Origin of the sequence: Dokdonella sp. (genome assembly GCF_049593775.1) — a bacterium.
Lineage (GTDB): Bacteria > Pseudomonadota > Gammaproteobacteria > Xanthomonadales > Rhodanobacteraceae > Dokdonella.
This window is the reverse complement of sequence record NZ_JBAWHJ010000010.1, coordinates 1-15,853: the sequence shown is the minus strand read 5'-3', so window position 1 is coordinate 15,853 and position 15,853 is coordinate 1. Positions and strand designations below refer to the sequence as shown.

Below are 15,853 nucleotides of genomic sequence, written 5' to 3'. Positions count from 1 at the left end.
GGGGCGGATAAAGGTGATTCCGATTGCCAGTTCAATCTGGGCTTGATGTATGAGCAAGGCATGGGAATCGCCAAGAATGAAAAGGAGGCGGCCTACTGGTATCAGAAGGCCGGGGAGCTGGGGAATGCCAACGCGCAATTCAACCTGGGTGTGCTCTATGAAAACGGTCGTGGCACCGCCGTGGATTTCTCGCGAGCCAACCAGTGGTATCGCAAGGCGGCGGTGCAAGGCGATGCGCTCGCCATCGGCAATCTGGGCATGCTCTATGTGCGCGGCGACGGTGTGAAGATGGACAAGATTGCCGGCGTGGCCCTGCTTCTGCAATCAGCAACCATGGATAGTTCACCCGCAAATCATGCCAAAGCGAATCTGGCAGCGACCAAGGGATTGACCCCCGATATGGTCGCTGCAGCCCAGGAGCTTTTTGGTGAGATGGCAACGGCCAGCAACCTGCTGATTCCGCTGGATCGATACTTGAAATCCAAAGCAGGAAACGCCGCTGGTAGTTCGATATAGCCATTCTTCCATGGCGGGGAACGCGAGTTTGGTGCCGCAGCATGGAGCGCGCCAAACAAAGCGGAAGAAATTCATGAAACCAATCATGCGTCCAATAGCCTGCGTGGCTATTCAACTAACCCATGTCGAACAAGGCGTTGCCTGACTACCCCGTATCACGAATGCAGGAAACGGGTGTAGCCCGTAGCGTCTTCGACACGCTGAATTCACCGCGGCACAATCACCAGATCGACGCAAGCGCAGGGCTGTTGGTCAATCAGAGTGCGACGCTTCTGCGCGAGATTTTCCGCAGCCAACGTTGACAGCGCTGCCTTAGGCAAATGTCGAGTGCAGGCGCTCAACAGTCCAGAACGCCGCAACGATTCCGATGCCATAGGCCGAGAATTCAAGGGCCCTTCGTGGGACTTTGACGAACCGTCGAATCAAAGCGGCCATCGCAAGTATCAGCGCTATAAACATCAACTGGCCGATCTCGACACCCACGTTGAAGCAAAGCAGGGCCAGCGGGATATCACCTTGCGGCAGCCCCAGATTCTTCAGCGCGCCCGCAAATCCGAATCCGTGCAGCAAACCAAATGCAAAGGCCACGATCCACGGTGCCGAGATGGCCAGGCTGGTTTTCCCCCTTTCCTTCGCGACGATCTCGGCCGCGACCAGGGCGATGCTGAGCGCGATCATGATTTCGACCGGCCCGGATGGCAGTGTCACCCAGCCGAGCGTCGCGAAAGTGAGCGTAATCGAGTGTGCAACCGTGAACGCGGTAATCGTCAGCAGCAGGGTACGCGTACTTCTCACGATCAGCATCAGGGCGAGGACGAACAATAAATGGTCGAAGCCGAAAAGAATGTGCTCGATTCCTTCGACCAGGAACACCTTGATGACCTGGAAGGAACTCTCTTTCGCCTGGACTTCTATCCACGGTTCGGACGGGCGAACCAGGGTCGTGGTCACCGTGCCATCCTGGAGCTTCACCCGGACAAGGACATCGGTGATGCTTGCCTGAAGCCCGAAGAAGGTGATGCGCTCCCCGATCAGTCCCTCAGGTGCGTCGATGATGCTGCGCTCGACCAGGGAGTCCGGTAGTTGCTTCTCGGAAGGGCCTGCCACCACCTTGATTCCGTCGGAATACCGGAGAATGACCGGCAGTCGCATCCCGGAGAGCATTGGCGTGCGCCAGAGCACATTGAAGCGTGCGGGCCCTACCTGATCTATCTGCAGATAGGCCGGCCTCACCTCGTGCGCCGAAGCGCCAAAAGGGACTGCCAGAATCAGGAATGCGAATACGAGCAAGAATCCCCGGGCCGCAACACCCATCCGAACGGCACGACTCATTGCGGGATCATTTCCGGAGAAACGGTGGGTGTCTGCTCAGTGCCGAGAAGGTTGCTCATGTCGATCGTATCAAGCGGGGGTACGACCACCGTGTATTGCCCACGCATCTCTTCAAGTGCGTCGCGCTTGATTTCCAGGTAACGCGCATCGCGCCAAGCGGACTTCACCTCGGTCTCGACTTCGGCAAAGCTCGGCACGCGACCCGGTTCGACCGAATCAATCCAGATGAGGTGCCAGCCGTATCCGGACTGTATCGGACCGCGCCAGCCATCTGGCTGAAGCTTGAACAGTTCCGTTGCAAAGTCGGGGCCGAATTCCTTCAGCATGAGTTCGGGCGTAGCCTTGCGGTAGTAGTTGCGCAAGGAGGATGAGTCGCCGACTGCCGCCACTTCGGCGGAATCGGCAGCCTTGCCGGCGATCGCATCCAGCGCCGCTTTCGCCGCGTCCTGCGTGTTCTCGCCGTGCAGGTCAGGTGAAAAATAGAGCTGGCGAAAACTCATGTGGGGTGGCACCGCAAAGCGGTCCGTATTCGCGGAATACCAGGTCTCGAGTTCCGCTTTTTCCGGTTCCTGCAATGCAGCCACGTCAGCGGCCAGGAAATCCATTTTCTGCGCGACCCTGCGCCTGATGATCTCGTCATTCCTGTCCAGGCCCAAGGCCAGTCCCTCGCGAAACAGGACTTCCTCGGAGACCTTCTGATCGATCAGGCTTTGCAGCTGATCCCGGGTAAGTGGCGACCGGCCTTGAGCGAGCCAGGCGACGATGATCTGTCGAACATCGTTGGCACTGATCTCGATCTTCCGGGTATCTGGCGCCGCGTCCGGCTCAAGCAACCAGTACGCGCCAAACACAAGCGCACCGACGGCAAAGAAATGGACCAATGGCTCTCCCAGCAGACGGCGCATGCGTCCGCCGGGCTTGCCTGCCAAGGTCGAGCGTCCTTTCGACGCTTCGATTTCCGACTGCGCGCGTGGATGCGCTCCGTTGTTCGCTGGCATCGGTCAGTTCGCCGCTTTCACCAGCTCATAGTTGGCATGGCCAAACTCATCATTGCGGGCTGCAACGTACTTGTCGCCAGAGCGGTAGACGGTCAATTCGAATGGTGTTCCCTCGATGGTCGTAACGATGTGGCCATCCTTGATCTCGTACGCCGCCGACGTGCTCGAAACACTGTTCGAGCTACCGCCCTGCGACAACTCGCTGTCCAGCTCGGTGGCAATGCGCTTGCCATCCATTCCGAACAAGACGTTCGATGTGAGGCCAGTCACGTTGTTGCGTACCCGCAAGTTCTTGCCGAAAACGAGCTCCTTGAGCTCAGCATCATCGAGTGCAGTTGCCTTGTTCTTGACGAGGTCGGCAACCATCAGGCCGGACTTTGCCTTGGCGGCTTCGGCCTCGGTTGGTGTGTACCAGATCGGAGTGCCCCAGGCGCGCTCCTGGATCGTTGCCGGAACATTGCCGGGTGGAAGCACGCCCAGCTTCAACGCATCAAACGTACTCCAGCGCGGGGTCGGAATCTGCAAGGCACGGGCGTAGTAGAATGCGTTCTGGGAGGCATCGAAATCAGGATCCGTCCACATCGCCTTCAGCTCCACGGAACCGATATCGTTGGTGTAGGTTGCCTTGCTGATATCGACCGTGTTGCCGATCGCGGGGAGCTTGCCGGTGACCGGATCCAGCTTGCGATCGCCGGACCAGGCAACGTCGTAGATCTTTTCGAATATCTGGCCGTCTCTGGTCCAGCCCTTGATGATCTGGATGCGATCGAGGTTGCCGTCTACGGGATCCTTCAAGGCCCACACAACGAACGTCGGCGCCTTGCCCTTGGCCCCGGTCAGGTCACCGCCCATGGGCACGCCTCCCGCATAGGCGTTCTTCACCCAATCCGATTTGGACATCATGTCCTTGTCGTATCCAAACCCACCGAACATGCGAATCTTGAGCCGCACTCCGCTGGTTGCAAAAACCTCCCGGCGTTGCATTGCATCGAAGATGGATTCGCGCGTATTTTCCTCCGCCCAGACGCCACCCAGTCCGGAGGTTCCCGTTTCAATGACGGTCATGCCGGATACCACTTTCCCCGACAGCCGGACCTCGGGAGTGGGGTCGATATCGCCATGGTCCCCGAAATAGTCGGATTGCGAATACGCAGTTGCCGTATTGTGCGAGTCACCGGCGCCAACTACACCCATCTTGTACGGGTTGTAGCCATGCGTATCCTGCATGGCCAATCCGTTCTGGAATGCCTGACGGATGTAGCTGCCGTTGGGTTTCGAAAAACTGTTGTCGAGGCCGATCAGATAGTTCATCAGCTCAAAGCCGGCGAACTCGTCATTCGGCGACAGCGCCGGAGTGGTTTCCGAGGTGCCCTTGACCTGCTTCATCTCGGTCAATGGCTCATTCCTCATTCGGTCCTGCGCCCACGCGGCATCAATCGGCTTGCCCTTGCTGTCGAGCTCCAGTGGAAACATCAGGCCGTTCGAAAGATTGGCATTGTGTGATATCGCCAGCAGTTCGGTGCCGTTCTTGCGCTGGCTATCCATCCAGTTCCAGAGGTCTTCCGGATGGTCCGAATCGATTGCCGAGAACGGAGCCTTGGGAAGGTCGTTGCAGCTCTTGAAGAACACATTGCGATGCATGTTCTGATTCTGTGGCATCGAGGTCCACTCATAGGAGCAGAAGGTCGTGAACTTGCCGGGCTTGTTATATTTGTCAGCGATCTTGGTGTTGTTCTGCCATACCGACTCGATGATTTCGGGGGAGAGCAATGACTCGATCGGCTTGCCGTCGGCAAGGCTGCCTGCCATCCACTGGAATACCTTGACCATCGGGTTGTCTTTTGTCACCCGGAGTTTCTCGGCGATCGGCAGTTTGCTGATTGCAGAACTCGGGTCGTTGGCCAGGCGCATGACGCCTACATATTCCGAGTGGTCCGTAACGCCCTGGAAGTCCAGTGGCGTCTTGATTTTCACGTTGTACCCGGCGGGATGCTTGATCGTCTCTCCCATCGAATATTCGTATGCTTGCGCCGGTCCCGTTGTCGTGTTGCCCATGAGGTAGGCATCCAGCGACCAGCTGGTGTGCTGGTGGGTCTGACCGAAGTAGGCATTCCGTTCCTGGGCGAACGCCGGGGCTGACGCCAGGGCCGAAACCACTGCAACGTACAGGGCGATTCTTCCAATAGGTGCACGCATGTAATCCTCCCGAGCCATATGGCTGTTGACCTGCTTCAAATATCTGGCTGAGCGACCGCGATGGAAACTTCGGCTTGCAGACGCTCCATTTTGATTCAATCAATGACATCCGGCATCTTTTTTTGTGCCATGCCCTGGTGCGACCAAGTCGGTATCGGGGCAGAATCAGGCAACCGGCTCGGCTCCTATGGCGATAACAACTTCGTTGCCCGGTAAAGTCGAGTACGAGGGTGTGTCTCCCCTGCTGTGCAAGTCCTGCCGCAGTCGAGGCCGGGTCGACCGCGCATGACCATCAATCGATAGTTCGGCGAAAATCAAGATCGAATCGCGCCCCGCCGGTCAGCGAATGCAGGCGCATGTTGGTGATCCGGATTGGCTCGCCGTGTTCGAGGTCGGCAGCATTTGAATCGGCCATTTCACTGGGATCAATGATCGTCACGCCGCCACTGCCGAGCACTTCGAGTGCATTGTCCGGACCAATGATGGCAACTGTTGATGCATCGATGCCAAGGCCCAGCGCAAATGGATTCAGCGCCAGCGCGGCAAGCAGCCGGCCGAGGCGATCACTCGCGTGCCCACCCTGGTCAATGACGACTCGATTGGTCAGGCCAAGTCCCGGCGCCAGGGTCGCACTTCCGACATGAGGCGTGGGACCGTGGGCGCCGGAGGCAAGCATGTGTTCACAGAGTACGGCTGCGCCTGCACCGATGCCGCAGACGGGCATGCCTGAGGCATTGCGACGCCGGATCAGGCGCGCGAGTGTGGTTCCACCGACCAGAGTGCTCAATTTGAGTGGCTGCTCGGCATTGAGGATGATCATCTCGGCCTGCTCGACCAGATCGAGCATCTGGCGATTCTCCGCCTCGGCTCGAGAGGTCAGTGCATGGCGATGCAGTTGCGAGCAACCAGCAGCAATCAGCATGGCTTCAAGTTCGATGTCGTCGTCGTCGGATTGGTCGAGAGCGGAGACGAGGACGATGCGCGGTGAATCGCCTACCAGACCAACCAGCCGCCCGAGCAACTGCGGTGTGCGCTGGTTGGCTGGCAGTTCGCCGCAGGCAATGATCGATCCGCGACTTCGTTCGGGGGCAAGTTTGGCCGGCACGCGTCTGCTCCGCAGGAGAAAAAACGATACTACACCGCCATCGAGCCCAGTGAGCCTGCGGAGGGACCAAGGGGGACGTCTGGACAAGCGGTAGCTGGCGTTGCCTCAGCCCTCGGGGGCGTCGGTCGATTCCGTCGTGATGTCTCTGAGCGTGCCGAACGCGGCGCCTACGGTATTTCCAATACGCAAGGGTCGCACGCGGATGCGGACCCGGCGCTTGCGCCCGATTGCAGTGGTCATGCAAGCATCAAACCGATCGGGTCGACCTTCACGTGTGGCTTGAATTGCCTTCCGGAACCGATCGAGGTCCGATCCGGCGAAGTAGCTCAGCATCCGATCCCGGGTCATGGGGGTGGTCGTCGGAACGTCGAGAATCGCATGCATCCGGGACGAGCAGAGCAGGGCATGTGACTCGAAGGAAAGTTGCCAGGCACCGAGGCTGTGCAGGGCCTGAGTCTGGGCGAACATCATGGCATCGCGTTGCAGCGCGGTCACGTCAGAAAAAATACAAGTCGACTTGTCTGGCGTGGCCTCGTCAGGGTTGAGATACGGTACTGCACTGGCGGCCAACCAGAGTGCCGGGTTTTCGCCAGGAAGCCTGATCCCGAAGACAATCGATTCCTGTGGTTTCCCGGTCGCGAGCGCACGATTCCATGGCAGCGCCGCGGCATCCATGGGCTGCCCTGAATCGTCGAGATAGCGCCATCGCTCCAGTTGATCCGTACCGAGCGCACGCAGCTCTGCCTCATTCATTTGCAGTGTCCTGCAAGCAGCGGGGTTTGCACTCAGGATGCGTCCGCCGCGACTCCACACGATGACGCCCTTGCCGGTTGATTCCAGCAGTGCTCGCAGCCAGGCTTCGGAACCACGTAGCTGGCGAGTCGCAATTTCGCGCTGACCCAGGTCACGTACCACCGTGATGATGCGGACACGCCCGGCATCGAGATACTGTCGGGCGTTGATCTCGAGATCTGAAGATGTGCCATCTTCGTGGCGAATCGATGAGTTTGAGGTCAGGCCGGTTGCGCCTTCCTGCGCACCGTTGAGAGCGGACAGGAACTCGGAAGGGAGTTCCGGATGCAAGGTGAAAATGGTGGATCGCAGGAGCACCTCGCGCTCGTGCCGAAACAGCTTGCACGCAGTGTCATTGGCGTCCACGACCTGGCCGGCTGCATCGTGGATGATGATGGCGTCTGGAATTGCATCGACCAGTGCGCGGTATCGACTGGCAATGGTTGCCGTGACGCCGCGTAGATCTTCGTATCTGGAAATGGCATCACTGACGAGCAGATGCAGGACGGGGTCAGCCTCATGGCGTGAGGCAAGCTCGCTGAGCTGGGACCAGATGTCATTGTCAGAAGAGTTTGAATTCTTCTGTTCGGGTTGCGCCCAATTCTCCAGTGACGTCTGATTCCCGACCATCGCGCAAATCCTTCCGCGAGCGCCCAACGGGCATCCATTATTTCCGTATCGATTGGGAGCATAGCACCGCGCGATTGCCTGTCCACGCAAGCCGAGACGCTTTGCCACATTCCGGGGAATTCCTGGTGCGAGGCCGGGCTGCGACTCGCCGACTTCATGGTGATGAATCGTCCAGCCAGCGCGGAAACTATCGCGAAACCCGGGGCGGACGAGTCGGACGTTTCAGGTGCCTGCGCGGGCTACTCTGCTCGAAGTCTCGCGACCAAGTTGCGCAGACAGCCAAAGCCCGGTCTCGATCAATTTGTCGAGCTTGAGCCCCGTTTCTATTCCCATCCCCTCGAGCATGTATGCCACATCCTCGGTGGCTACGTTTCCGGTCGCTCCCTTCGCGTACGGGCAGCCACCGGTGCCCGAGATGGCGCTGTCGACGACCGACACGCCCTCTTCGAGACACGCCAGTACATTGGCCAGGGCCTGGCCCCGGGTGTCGTGGAAATGGATGGCAAGCGCAGAGATTGGCACCGAGTCAGCCACCGCGCGCAGCATGGCGCGCGCCTTCAGCGGTGTTCCCATGCCAATGGTGTCGCCAAGCGATATTTCGTAGCAGCCCAGTCGATGCATGCGTTCGGCGACTCGCACCACGTCGCCGAGTGGAACATCTCCCTGATACGGACATCCGAGCACGGTCGAGACATAGCCTCGGACCTTGACCCCGTCGGCCTCTGCCTTTTCGAGTACGGGTCGGAATCGCTCGATCGACTCATCAATCGAGGCGTTGATGTTCTTCCGGTTGAACGCTTCGGAGGCTGCCGAGAATACCGCGACCTCTCTGGCTCCGACTGCGCGCGCGCGGTCGTAGCCCTGCTCATTCGGAACCAGGACCGGGTAGCTGACCCCGGGGAGTTGCGTGATTGAAGCGAACACTTCGGCCGCGTCAGCCAGTTGCGGTACCCATTTCGGGCTGACGAAACTGGTCGCCTCGATGCTGCGCAAGCCGCATTCGCCGAGGCGCCTGATCAATTCGATCTTGGTCGCGGCCGGGATGATCGTCTTTTCATTCTGCAGGCCATCTCGCGGGCCTACCTCAACGATTCGAACACTGTCCGGCAACGGAGTCATGGGGTCTTCCGGTCACGACGGGCGCGATAGCTGCGTTCGTATTCTTCGAGGCTTTGCCTGCTGCGCCTTGCCTCGGCCTCGGGCTTTTCCACGAACAGATCATGCTTGCGCAAGATCTCGAGGATCTGCTGGCGGTCGCCCTTGACGAATACATGGAGTTCGCGGTCGCCACTATCAACCGTGCCTTCAATCTCGCCATCGATGATGAGGTGCGCAGCGCGGGTTGAATCGATGCCATGAATGTTCAACTTGCCCTGATTCATCTCGTAGCGCGCAATGAAGAACGCCTTGGCGGGCGAGGGCTTCATGCGATGGATCGGGCCCACATCTGCGACCCCGGCGAGCTGGTTGTCGGGAATCACCAGATAGTGCTTGCCACGGTCGTGGACGTAGTTCACCGGGATATGGATCTGCTTCAGCGGGCCATCCTTCTCCGGGCGTTCAAGCAGCAGGAAGCGGCATTCCTGATCGACCAGAAATGCGATGTCGTCCTTGTCCTTGCCAGCTACATTTTCGGAGGCATCCACCCAGAGTCCCTTCCACTCGGGGTCGCAGGCTTCAATCCTGTCTCCCGGAGGCGATTCAAAGCGTGTTTCCGTGCATGCGCACAGGAGCAGGAAGGCACACAGCGGGGCGATCATTCTCGTTTTCATTCGATCGGTTCCAGTCGGACAAGGATGGCATCGGCATCCACGAAGTCACCCGCTTCGGCCTGGATTGCCTCGATGCGTCCGTCTCGAGGGGCGCGCAGGGTCAACTCCATCTTCATCGCTTCCATCACCAGCAGTTCCGCGCCTTCGCCGACTTCATCCCCGGGCTTCGCCTTGATCACCACGATGCGTCCCGGCATGGGTGCGACCACGCGGTCGGACTCCACGCTGGTGGCGGCGACAAAGGCGAATGCCGGCGCATGCTCATAGTGATCGCGGCGCTCGCCATCGTGAATCGTGATGCGTGCCGCGTCCACGAAGACACGATGGCGCCTGGCCACGCCGTCATGGAGTGCACTGAGCCAGCCATCGGTCATTCTTGCGTGGCTGATCGTGATCCGGGAATCGCCATCGATGAGTTGATAGTTGCCTTCCGCGCCTCGCGCTGCGATCTCGATTCGCTCGTCGCCATGGAGCAATGCGACGAGACGCTTGCCTGGATGCCCATGCCGCCAGCCATCTGCACGTTGCCAAGGCGAATGAGGGTCATCACTGCGCCGTGCCACTTCGATGGCCGCCGACTCATCTGCCAGCAGCGAAACGATGGCCGCAGCGTGCAGGGGAGTGCGCACGCGTTCGCCCTGGTCCTGGTCCGGCGAGTCGGAATCAAGGAATTCGTCGAGATGACGATCGATATAGCTGGTATCGATACTGCCATCGACGACAGCCGGATGCCGGACCAGGCGTTCGAGAAATGCGACGTTCGATTTCGGCCCGATCACGCTGACCTCGGCCAAGGCTTCGCGCATCCGCTGCAGTGCCGCGTCGCGGTGGATATCCCACACGATCATCTTGGCAATCATCGGGTCATAAAAAACGCTGACGTTGTCGCCCTCGATGACTCCCGAATCGATGCGCACGTGGCGTGATGGCGGGGGCAGGCGCAAGGTTTGCAAGGTTCCCGAACCCGGCAGGAATCCCTGGTCGGGATCCTCGGCGTACAGGCGCACCTCGATGGCATGGCCATTGGCCGGAATCGACTTGTTGCGAATCAGCGAGGCGGGCAGGGACTCTCCAGCTGCCACACGCAACTGCAGTTCGACCAGATCCAGACCCAGTACCATCTCGGTGACAGGGTGCTCGACTTGAAGGCGCGTGTTGATCTCCATGAAGTAGAAATCGCCCCCCTGGCCGACGATGAATTCAACCGTGCCGGCGTTGACGTAGTCGAGGGCGCGCGCGGCACCGATCGCTGCATCACCCATTTTCGTGCGATTTTCCACACTCAAAAACGGTGATGGAGTCTCTTCGAGGACCTTCTGGTAGCGACGCTGGGCCGAACACTCGCGTTCATTGAGATGAACGATGTTGCCGTGGGTGTCACCAAACACCTGGAATTCGATATGGCGCGGCTTTTCGACATAGCGTTCCAGCAACACGCGATCTCGCCCGAATGCGTTTTTGGCTTCGCGCTGGCAGGATTCGAGATTGGCGGAAAACTCCTCTGCGCGATGCACGATGCGCATGCCCTTGCCACCACCGCCATAGGCCGCCTTGATCATCAGCGGAAAACCGACCCGTTCTGCTTCGCGGGCCAATAGCGCAGGATCCTGATCCTCGCCGGTGTAACCAGGCACGACAGGCACGCCGTGCGAGGCCATCAGGTCCTTGGCGCCGGCCTTTGAGCCCATCTTTCGCATGGAGTCTCCGGGAGGGCCAATGAAGCTGAGGCCAGCCGCGGTTACCGCATCGGCGAAATCGGCATTTTCGGAAAGAAATCCATAGCAGGGATGGATCGCCTGCGCGCCCGATGCCAGCGCGACCTCGATGATGGCATCGCCACGCAGATAGGAATCCTTGGGGGCCGGTCCGCCGATAGGGTAGGCGACGTCGGCAAGGCGCACATGCTGGGCGGTGGCATCCGCCTCGGAATAGACCGCGACCGTGCGTATGCCGAGACGGCGGCATGTCCGAATCACGCGGCAGGCAATTTCTCCGCGGTTGGCGATCAGGATCGTGCTGAACATCTGTTATGGAATCCCCATGTCCTTGATTCGATTCTTCATGGTCACAACGATCAGGCGCCCGCACGCGTGGCAAGCCAGACTGATCGAAATGACGCCAGCAGCTTGCATGCAGCGCTGCATGTCAGCCTTCCGATATCCAGCGCGGCGGGCGCTTTTCGAGGAACGCAGTCAACCCTTCCTGACCTTCGTCGGAAACGCGAAGGCGGGCGATCAGCGCGGCGTTCTCGACATCGATGCGCAGGGCATCCTCGCGGGTGAAGCCGGCAACACGCAGCGCCAGGGCCTTGGCTTCGGCCTGGGCATGTGCGCCGCATTTGCGCAGGTAGTGCAAGGTGTGCGCAACGGCATCGTCAAGATCAGAGCGCGAAACCGCCTTGTGAAGCAGCCCGATTCGAAGCGCTTCCTCGCCATTGATGATCTCCGCGCTTACAAACAGCCGGCGCGCCTGGCGCAAGCCGATTGCCGCTATCACGTATGGCGATATCACGGCAGGGACGAGACCGAGCTTGGCCTCGCTCAGCGAGAATTTGGCATCCTCGATTCCGATGGCGATGTCGCAGCAGGCGATCAGGCCCACGCCGCCGCCATATGCCGAGCCATTGACTCTCGCCACAGTGGGTTTGGGAAGGAAATTGAGCGTGCGCATCAATTCCGCCAGGCGCAGCGAATCGTTGCGGTTTTCGAGCTCACTGGCGCTGGCCATGGAGCGCATCCAGTTTGCATCAGCGCCGGCCGAGAAGGTCTTGCCTTCGCCGGTCAGGACGACACCCCAGACCGAGCCGTCCTGGGTTGCCGATTTGAGGGCCTCGGTGAGTTCACTGATCAGCCTGTCATCGAACGCATTGTGCGTGCCTGGCCGATCAAGGCTGATTTCACAGATGCCGCTGCGATTTGAGACGCGGATGGTTTCAGTCATGCCTGCTTTCCATTGTCTGCGTGTGGGTCGTAGGTCGTTCGTGACTGCCGGACACTCTCATTCGGAAATGAATTCCTTGCGAAGTCTCCGGATCGGGCTTCGGGACGTGCGGTGGCCCGAGTCGCAAACGGATCACGATCATAGAGTTTCCGGAAAAAACCTGCAGGACTTGCCGTGGGAGCAAACATCGCCGGATCAGCCAGATCGGCGTATAATGCGAACCATTCTTATTTGCCATGGTCTTTACATGCGGTTGTCAGAGCTGGCCCAAGGGGTCGATGCCGTGGTTCAGGAAGTCGAAAATATGGGCGAAATCGATCCGATCGCACGGCGGCTGCGCGATTACGGGTTCGTGCGCGGCGAGCCGGTCAAGCTGGTTGGACGCGGTCCTGTCGGTGCTGATCCGCTGCTGGTCCAGATTGGCTACACCCGATTTGCGTTGCGTCGGACCGAGGCGGCACGGGTAGTCGTGGAAGTCCGGTCATGAGCGCCTCGGAGTCGAGTCTGCGCCTGGCCCTGGTCGGCAATCCCAATTGCGGCAAGACGGCCCTGTTCAACCAGCTCACAGGTGGCCGCCAGAAGGTTGCCAACTACGCCGGCGTTACGATCGAGCGCAAGGAAGGGCGGTTCAATGGCCCTTCGGGCCGGAAGTTCCAGCTACTCGACCTTCCTGGTGCCTACAGCCTTGAGGCAGCCAGCCCTGACGAAGTCATTACCCGCGACGTCTGTCTCGGCCACTTCCCTGGCGAAAAGGCGCCTGACGTGATCGTTTGTGTCGCTGACGCAACCAACTTGCGCCTGCATCTGCGTTTCGTACTTGAAGTCCGACGGCTCGGGCGACCGATGGTGCTGGCATTGAACATGATGGATGCGGCACGCAGGCGCGGCATCGCCATCGATGTGCAGAAGCTTGAGGCTGCACTGGGCATGCCTGTAGTTGAAACCATTGCCGTGCGCCGCGGTGGCGCGGCCGACCTCATCACGCGGCTTGATGGCGAGCTGCCCGCAGTGGCCGCTCTGCAAAGTGGCGACGACCTGCACGCGGAAGTGCGCAGCATGATCGCGGATGCCGTACAGATGCCGCGACGAACCGCCGAAATTGACGATGCGATCGATCGTATCGTCCTGCATCCCTTGCTCGGCCTCGGCCTGCTGGCCGTGATCATGTTCCTGATTTTCCAGGCCGTCTTTTCGTGGGCGGCTCCGCTGATGGAAGGCATCGATGCCGGCATTGGATTTCTCGGCGACTGGGTCGGTGCCGCGCTGGGCTCGATGCCGATACTGCAGAGTCTGGTCGTGGACGGCATCTTCGCCGGTGTCGGCGGCGTGCTCGTGTTCTTGCCGCAAATCCTGATCCTGTTTCTGTTCATTCTCGCGCTGGAGGAATCCGGCTACCTGCCGCGCGCTGCGTTCCTGCTCGATCGATTGATGCTCAGAGCCGGCCTGACCGGTCGTTCCTTCATCCCGTTGCTGTCGAGTTTCGCCTGCGCGATTCCCGGCATCATGGCCACGCGAAGCATCCAGGATCCGCGTGATCGCCTGACCACGATCCTGATCGCACCCTTGATGACATGCTCGGCGCGCCTTCCCGTATACGCGCTGCTGATCGCGGCATTCATCCCGGATCGCAGTGTCGCCGGCATCTTCAATTTGCAGGGTGTCGTGTTGTTTTCGCTCTATGTCGCCGGCATCGTCAGTGCGTTGGCCGTGGCATGGGTCATCAAGCTGGTGCGCAAGGACAAGAGCGAACATGCGCTGCTGATGGAGTTGCCGTCCTATCGGATACCGCACCCGCGCGATATCGCGATTGGCCTGTGGGAGCGTGCCAGCATCTTTCTCAAGCGGGTTGGCGGAATCATTCTTTCGCTCACTATCATCCTGTGGTTCCTTTCGAGCTTCCCGGCGCCGCCAGTCGATGCCATCGGTCCGGCCATCAACCACAGCTATGCCGGCCAGCTCGGGCAATTGCTGCACACGGTATTCGCACCGATCGGATTCAACTGGCAGATCTGCATCGCACTGGTGCCCGGACTCGCTGCGCGCGAAGTGGCAGTCTCGTCCCTGGCCACGGTTTATGCATTGTCAGGCAACGAGGATGGCCTGCAGGCGATCGTAGCCACGCAATGGTCGATGGCCACGGCGTTGTCGCTGCTCGCCTGGTATGTGTTTGCGCCGATGTGCCTGTCGACCCTGGCCACGGTGAAACGCGAAACCAATTCCTGGCGCCAGGTCTGGATCATGGCGGGCTATCTATTCGCGCTGGCTTATCTTGCATCCCTGCTCACCTATCAGATTGCCCTGGCGGTGAGTCAATGAGCACCCAGATACTCCAGAGCCTGCTGCTGGCTTTGATCCTGCTCGCCAGTGCCTTCATCGCGCTACGGCACTTGCTGCCCAACGCGGTCCGACGCATCCAAAGCGCAATTGCGCGGGCGCTCTCTCAACCGCGACGTCATGCCGGCGTGCGTCGCCTTGGATATTGGCTGCAGCCGAAGGAAGCGAAGGAGGGCCAGTGCGGATCAGGCCTGGGTTGTTCGAGCTGCGCCGGTTGCGGATCGGCAAGCACCGACACGGTTGCTTCCATTCCCCTGAAATTTCCCCCGCACCCGGTCCGACGAGCAGGTTGAATCCGCGCCTCTGCGCTACACTGGTTTGAGAAGCCATGGGCCAGATGGTTCATGACTAGAGGCCATGAAAAGATTGGCGCTTGTTGTGGCTCGTCATTCCCGCACAGGCGGGAATCGCTTGGCGACGGATCTACCACTGTCGAATCGCACCACCCGGACGACCAGCCACCTGGCTCTTGAGAAGCGATGACCAGCCATGCGGCTGTTGTGAAGCGCTTCCCGCCTGCGCGGGAATGACGAGTTTGTGTCATTGCCATTCCGATGAGGGTCAACTCCCGTACCGGGATCTATCAGAGGCTCCTTTACACAGCAATGAATACCTTCCAGTTGCACAAGGGCAGCGAAGCGCTGCTGATCAGCTTGCCTCATGATGGTGAAGCGATTCCCGACGACATGCTCGGGCGCCTGACCGCATCCGCGCGGCGGGTTCCAGACACCGATTGGCATGTGTCACGGCTGTACGCTTTTGCGCGAGGTCTTGGTGCATCCGTGCTGGTGCCGCGGTTCTCGCGCTATGTCGTCGACCTGAACCGCTCTCCGGACGATGTGTCGCTTTACCCGGGCCAGAACACGACCGGCTTGTGTCCGAACGTGCAATTCTCGGGCGAGCCTGTCTATCAGGATGGCATGCAGCCGACGGCAGAAGAAATCGGCCAACGCGTAGATCACTACTGGCGTCCCTACCATGAGGCGCTTGCGGCCGAGCTGGAGCGCATTCGAATCGAACACGGCCGCTGCACGCTTTGGGAAGGCCACTCAATACGCAGCGTGGTGCCGTTTCTTTTTGAAGGGCAGTTGCCGGACTTCAACCTCGGCACCTCGGCAGGCGCCAGTTGCCGCGCAACCCTGGAACAGCGCCTGCTTGGCGTTCTCGAAGCGCAGACTGACTACAGCTTTGTCGCCAACGGCCGCTTCAAGGGCGGTTACATCACACGCAACTATGGC

The 15,853-nt window shown here is 59.8% G+C and carries 15 protein-coding genes; 6 read left to right on the top strand and 9 right to left on the bottom strand.

Features of this window, described 5'->3' with window-relative positions:
• On the top strand, nt 1-516 hold a 516-nt coding region (locus tag WBP53_RS00265), incomplete at its 5' end, for a tetratricopeptide repeat protein (RefSeq protein WP_423924763.1).
• Nucleotides 517-638: 122 nt separating this feature from the next.
• Nucleotides 639-818: an adenosine deaminase gene (locus tag WBP53_RS00260; RefSeq protein ID WP_423924761.1), complete on the top strand. Its 180-nt coding sequence runs from the start codon at nt 639-641 to the stop codon at nt 816-818.
• 10 nt (nt 819-828) lie between these two features.
• Here WBP53_RS00260 and WBP53_RS00255 read toward each other — a convergent pair whose 3' ends face one another.
• From WBP53_RS00255 to WBP53_RS00215, 9 genes are all read right to left on the bottom strand, one after another.
• Complete coding sequence (locus tag WBP53_RS00255; RefSeq protein WP_423924759.1) at nt 829-1,848, bottom strand: HupE/UreJ family protein; 1,020 nt, start codon at nt 1,846-1,848, stop codon at nt 829-831.
• On the bottom strand, nt 1,845-2,846 hold the full coding sequence (locus WBP53_RS00250) for a peptidyl-prolyl cis-trans isomerase (RefSeq protein ID WP_423924757.1): 1,002 nt from the start codon (nt 2,844-2,846) through the stop codon (nt 1,845-1,847). Before WBP53_RS00250 ends, WBP53_RS00255 begins: the two co-directional genes overlap by 4 nt.
• A 3-nt stretch (nt 2,847-2,849) precedes the next feature.
• Complete coding sequence (locus tag WBP53_RS00245; protein ID WP_423924755.1) at nt 2,850-5,042, bottom strand: DUF3604 domain-containing protein; 2,193 nt, start codon at nt 5,040-5,042, stop codon at nt 2,850-2,852.
• Between the two features lie 292 nt (nt 5,043-5,334).
• A complete protein-coding gene (locus tag WBP53_RS00240; RefSeq protein WP_423924753.1) occupies nt 5,335-6,147 on the bottom strand; it encodes a cyanophycinase in 813 nt (270 codons plus the stop codon).
• Between the two features lie 105 nt (nt 6,148-6,252).
• Nucleotides 6,253-7,569 carry a PAS domain-containing protein gene (locus tag WBP53_RS00235; protein ID WP_423924751.1) on the bottom strand — a complete coding sequence of 439 codons (1,317 nt, stop codon included), beginning with the start codon at nt 7,567-7,569 and terminating at the stop codon, nt 6,253-6,255.
• 222 nt (nt 7,570-7,791) lie between these two features.
• Nucleotides 7,792-8,688 (bottom strand): hydroxymethylglutaryl-CoA lyase, encoded by an 897-nt coding sequence (locus WBP53_RS00230; RefSeq protein ID WP_423924749.1) that lies wholly within the window; start codon nt 8,686-8,688, stop codon nt 7,792-7,794.
• A complete protein-coding gene (locus WBP53_RS00225; RefSeq protein WP_423924747.1) occupies nt 8,685-9,341 on the bottom strand; it encodes a hypothetical protein in 657 nt (218 codons plus the stop codon). Before WBP53_RS00225 ends, WBP53_RS00230 begins: the two co-directional genes overlap by 4 nt.
• Complete coding sequence (locus WBP53_RS00220) at nt 9,338-11,365, bottom strand: acetyl/propionyl/methylcrotonyl-CoA carboxylase subunit alpha (protein WP_423924745.1); 2,028 nt, start codon at nt 11,363-11,365, stop codon at nt 9,338-9,340. Before WBP53_RS00220 ends, WBP53_RS00225 begins: the two co-directional genes overlap by 4 nt.
• 121 nt (nt 11,366-11,486) lie before the next feature.
• The gene (locus WBP53_RS00215; protein WP_423924743.1) at nt 11,487-12,281 is read right to left on the bottom strand and encodes an enoyl-CoA hydratase-related protein; all 795 of its coding nucleotides are present in this window, start codon (nt 12,279-12,281) and stop codon (nt 11,487-11,489) included.
• Nucleotides 12,282-12,528: 247 nt separating this feature from the next.
• Here WBP53_RS00215 and WBP53_RS00210 point away from each other — a divergent pair, with 247 nt between their 5' ends.
• The 4 genes from WBP53_RS00210 to hutG all read left to right on the top strand — a co-directional run.
• A complete protein-coding gene (locus WBP53_RS00210; RefSeq protein WP_423924765.1) occupies nt 12,529-12,768 on the top strand; it encodes a FeoA family protein in 240 nt (79 codons plus the stop codon).
• Nucleotides 12,765-14,597, top strand: coding sequence for a ferrous iron transporter B (gene feoB / locus WBP53_RS00205; RefSeq protein ID WP_423924741.1), 1,833 nt, complete (start codon nt 12,765-12,767; stop codon nt 14,595-14,597). The genes WBP53_RS00210 and feoB overlap by 4 nt, the downstream gene beginning before the upstream one ends.
• Nucleotides 14,594-14,908 carry a DUF6587 family protein gene (locus WBP53_RS00200; RefSeq protein WP_423924739.1) on the top strand — a complete coding sequence of 105 codons (315 nt, stop codon included), beginning with the start codon at nt 14,594-14,596 and terminating at the stop codon, nt 14,906-14,908. The genes feoB and WBP53_RS00200 overlap by 4 nt, the downstream gene beginning before the upstream one ends.
• A 312-nt stretch (nt 14,909-15,220) precedes the next feature.
• Nucleotides 15,221-15,853, top strand: a 633-nt coding sequence (gene hutG, locus WBP53_RS00195; protein WP_423924737.1) for an N-formylglutamate deformylase, incomplete at its 3' end; no start/stop codon positions are given.

Bases quoted from the DNA above. Each gene is read 5' to 3' on its own strand.
- WBP53_RS00260 (WP_423924761.1), top strand. From the start codon at position 639: ATGTCGAACAAGGCGTTGCCTGACTACCCCGTATCACGAATGCAGGAA.
- WBP53_RS00255 (WP_423924759.1), bottom strand. From the start codon at position 1,848: ATGAGTCGTGCCGTTCGGATGGGTGTTGCGGCCCGGGGATTCTTGCTC.
- WBP53_RS00250 (WP_423924757.1), bottom strand. From the start codon at position 2,846: ATGCCAGCGAACAACGGAGCGCATCCACGCGCGCAGTCGGAAATCGAA.
- WBP53_RS00245 (WP_423924755.1), bottom strand. From the start codon at position 5,042: ATGCGTGCACCTATTGGAAGAATCGCCCTGTACGTTGCAGTGGTTTCG.
- WBP53_RS00235 (WP_423924751.1), bottom strand. From the start codon at position 7,569: ATGGTCGGGAATCAGACGTCACTGGAGAATTGGGCGCAACCCGAACAG.
- WBP53_RS00230 (WP_423924749.1), bottom strand. From the start codon at position 8,688: ATGACTCCGTTGCCGGACAGTGTTCGAATCGTTGAGGTAGGCCCGCGA.
- WBP53_RS00225 (WP_423924747.1), bottom strand. From the start codon at position 9,341: ATGAAAACGAGAATGATCGCCCCGCTGTGTGCCTTCCTGCTCCTGTGC.
- WBP53_RS00220 (WP_423924745.1), bottom strand. From the start codon at position 11,365: ATGTTCAGCACGATCCTGATCGCCAACCGCGGAGAAATTGCCTGCCGC.
- WBP53_RS00215 (WP_423924743.1), bottom strand. From the start codon at position 12,281: ATGACTGAAACCATCCGCGTCTCAAATCGCAGCGGCATCTGTGAAATC.
- WBP53_RS00210 (WP_423924765.1), top strand. From the start codon at position 12,529: ATGCGGTTGTCAGAGCTGGCCCAAGGGGTCGATGCCGTGGTTCAGGAA.
- feoB (WP_423924741.1), top strand. From the start codon at position 12,765: ATGAGCGCCTCGGAGTCGAGTCTGCGCCTGGCCCTGGTCGGCAATCCC.
- WBP53_RS00200 (WP_423924739.1), top strand. From the start codon at position 14,594: ATGAGCACCCAGATACTCCAGAGCCTGCTGCTGGCTTTGATCCTGCTC.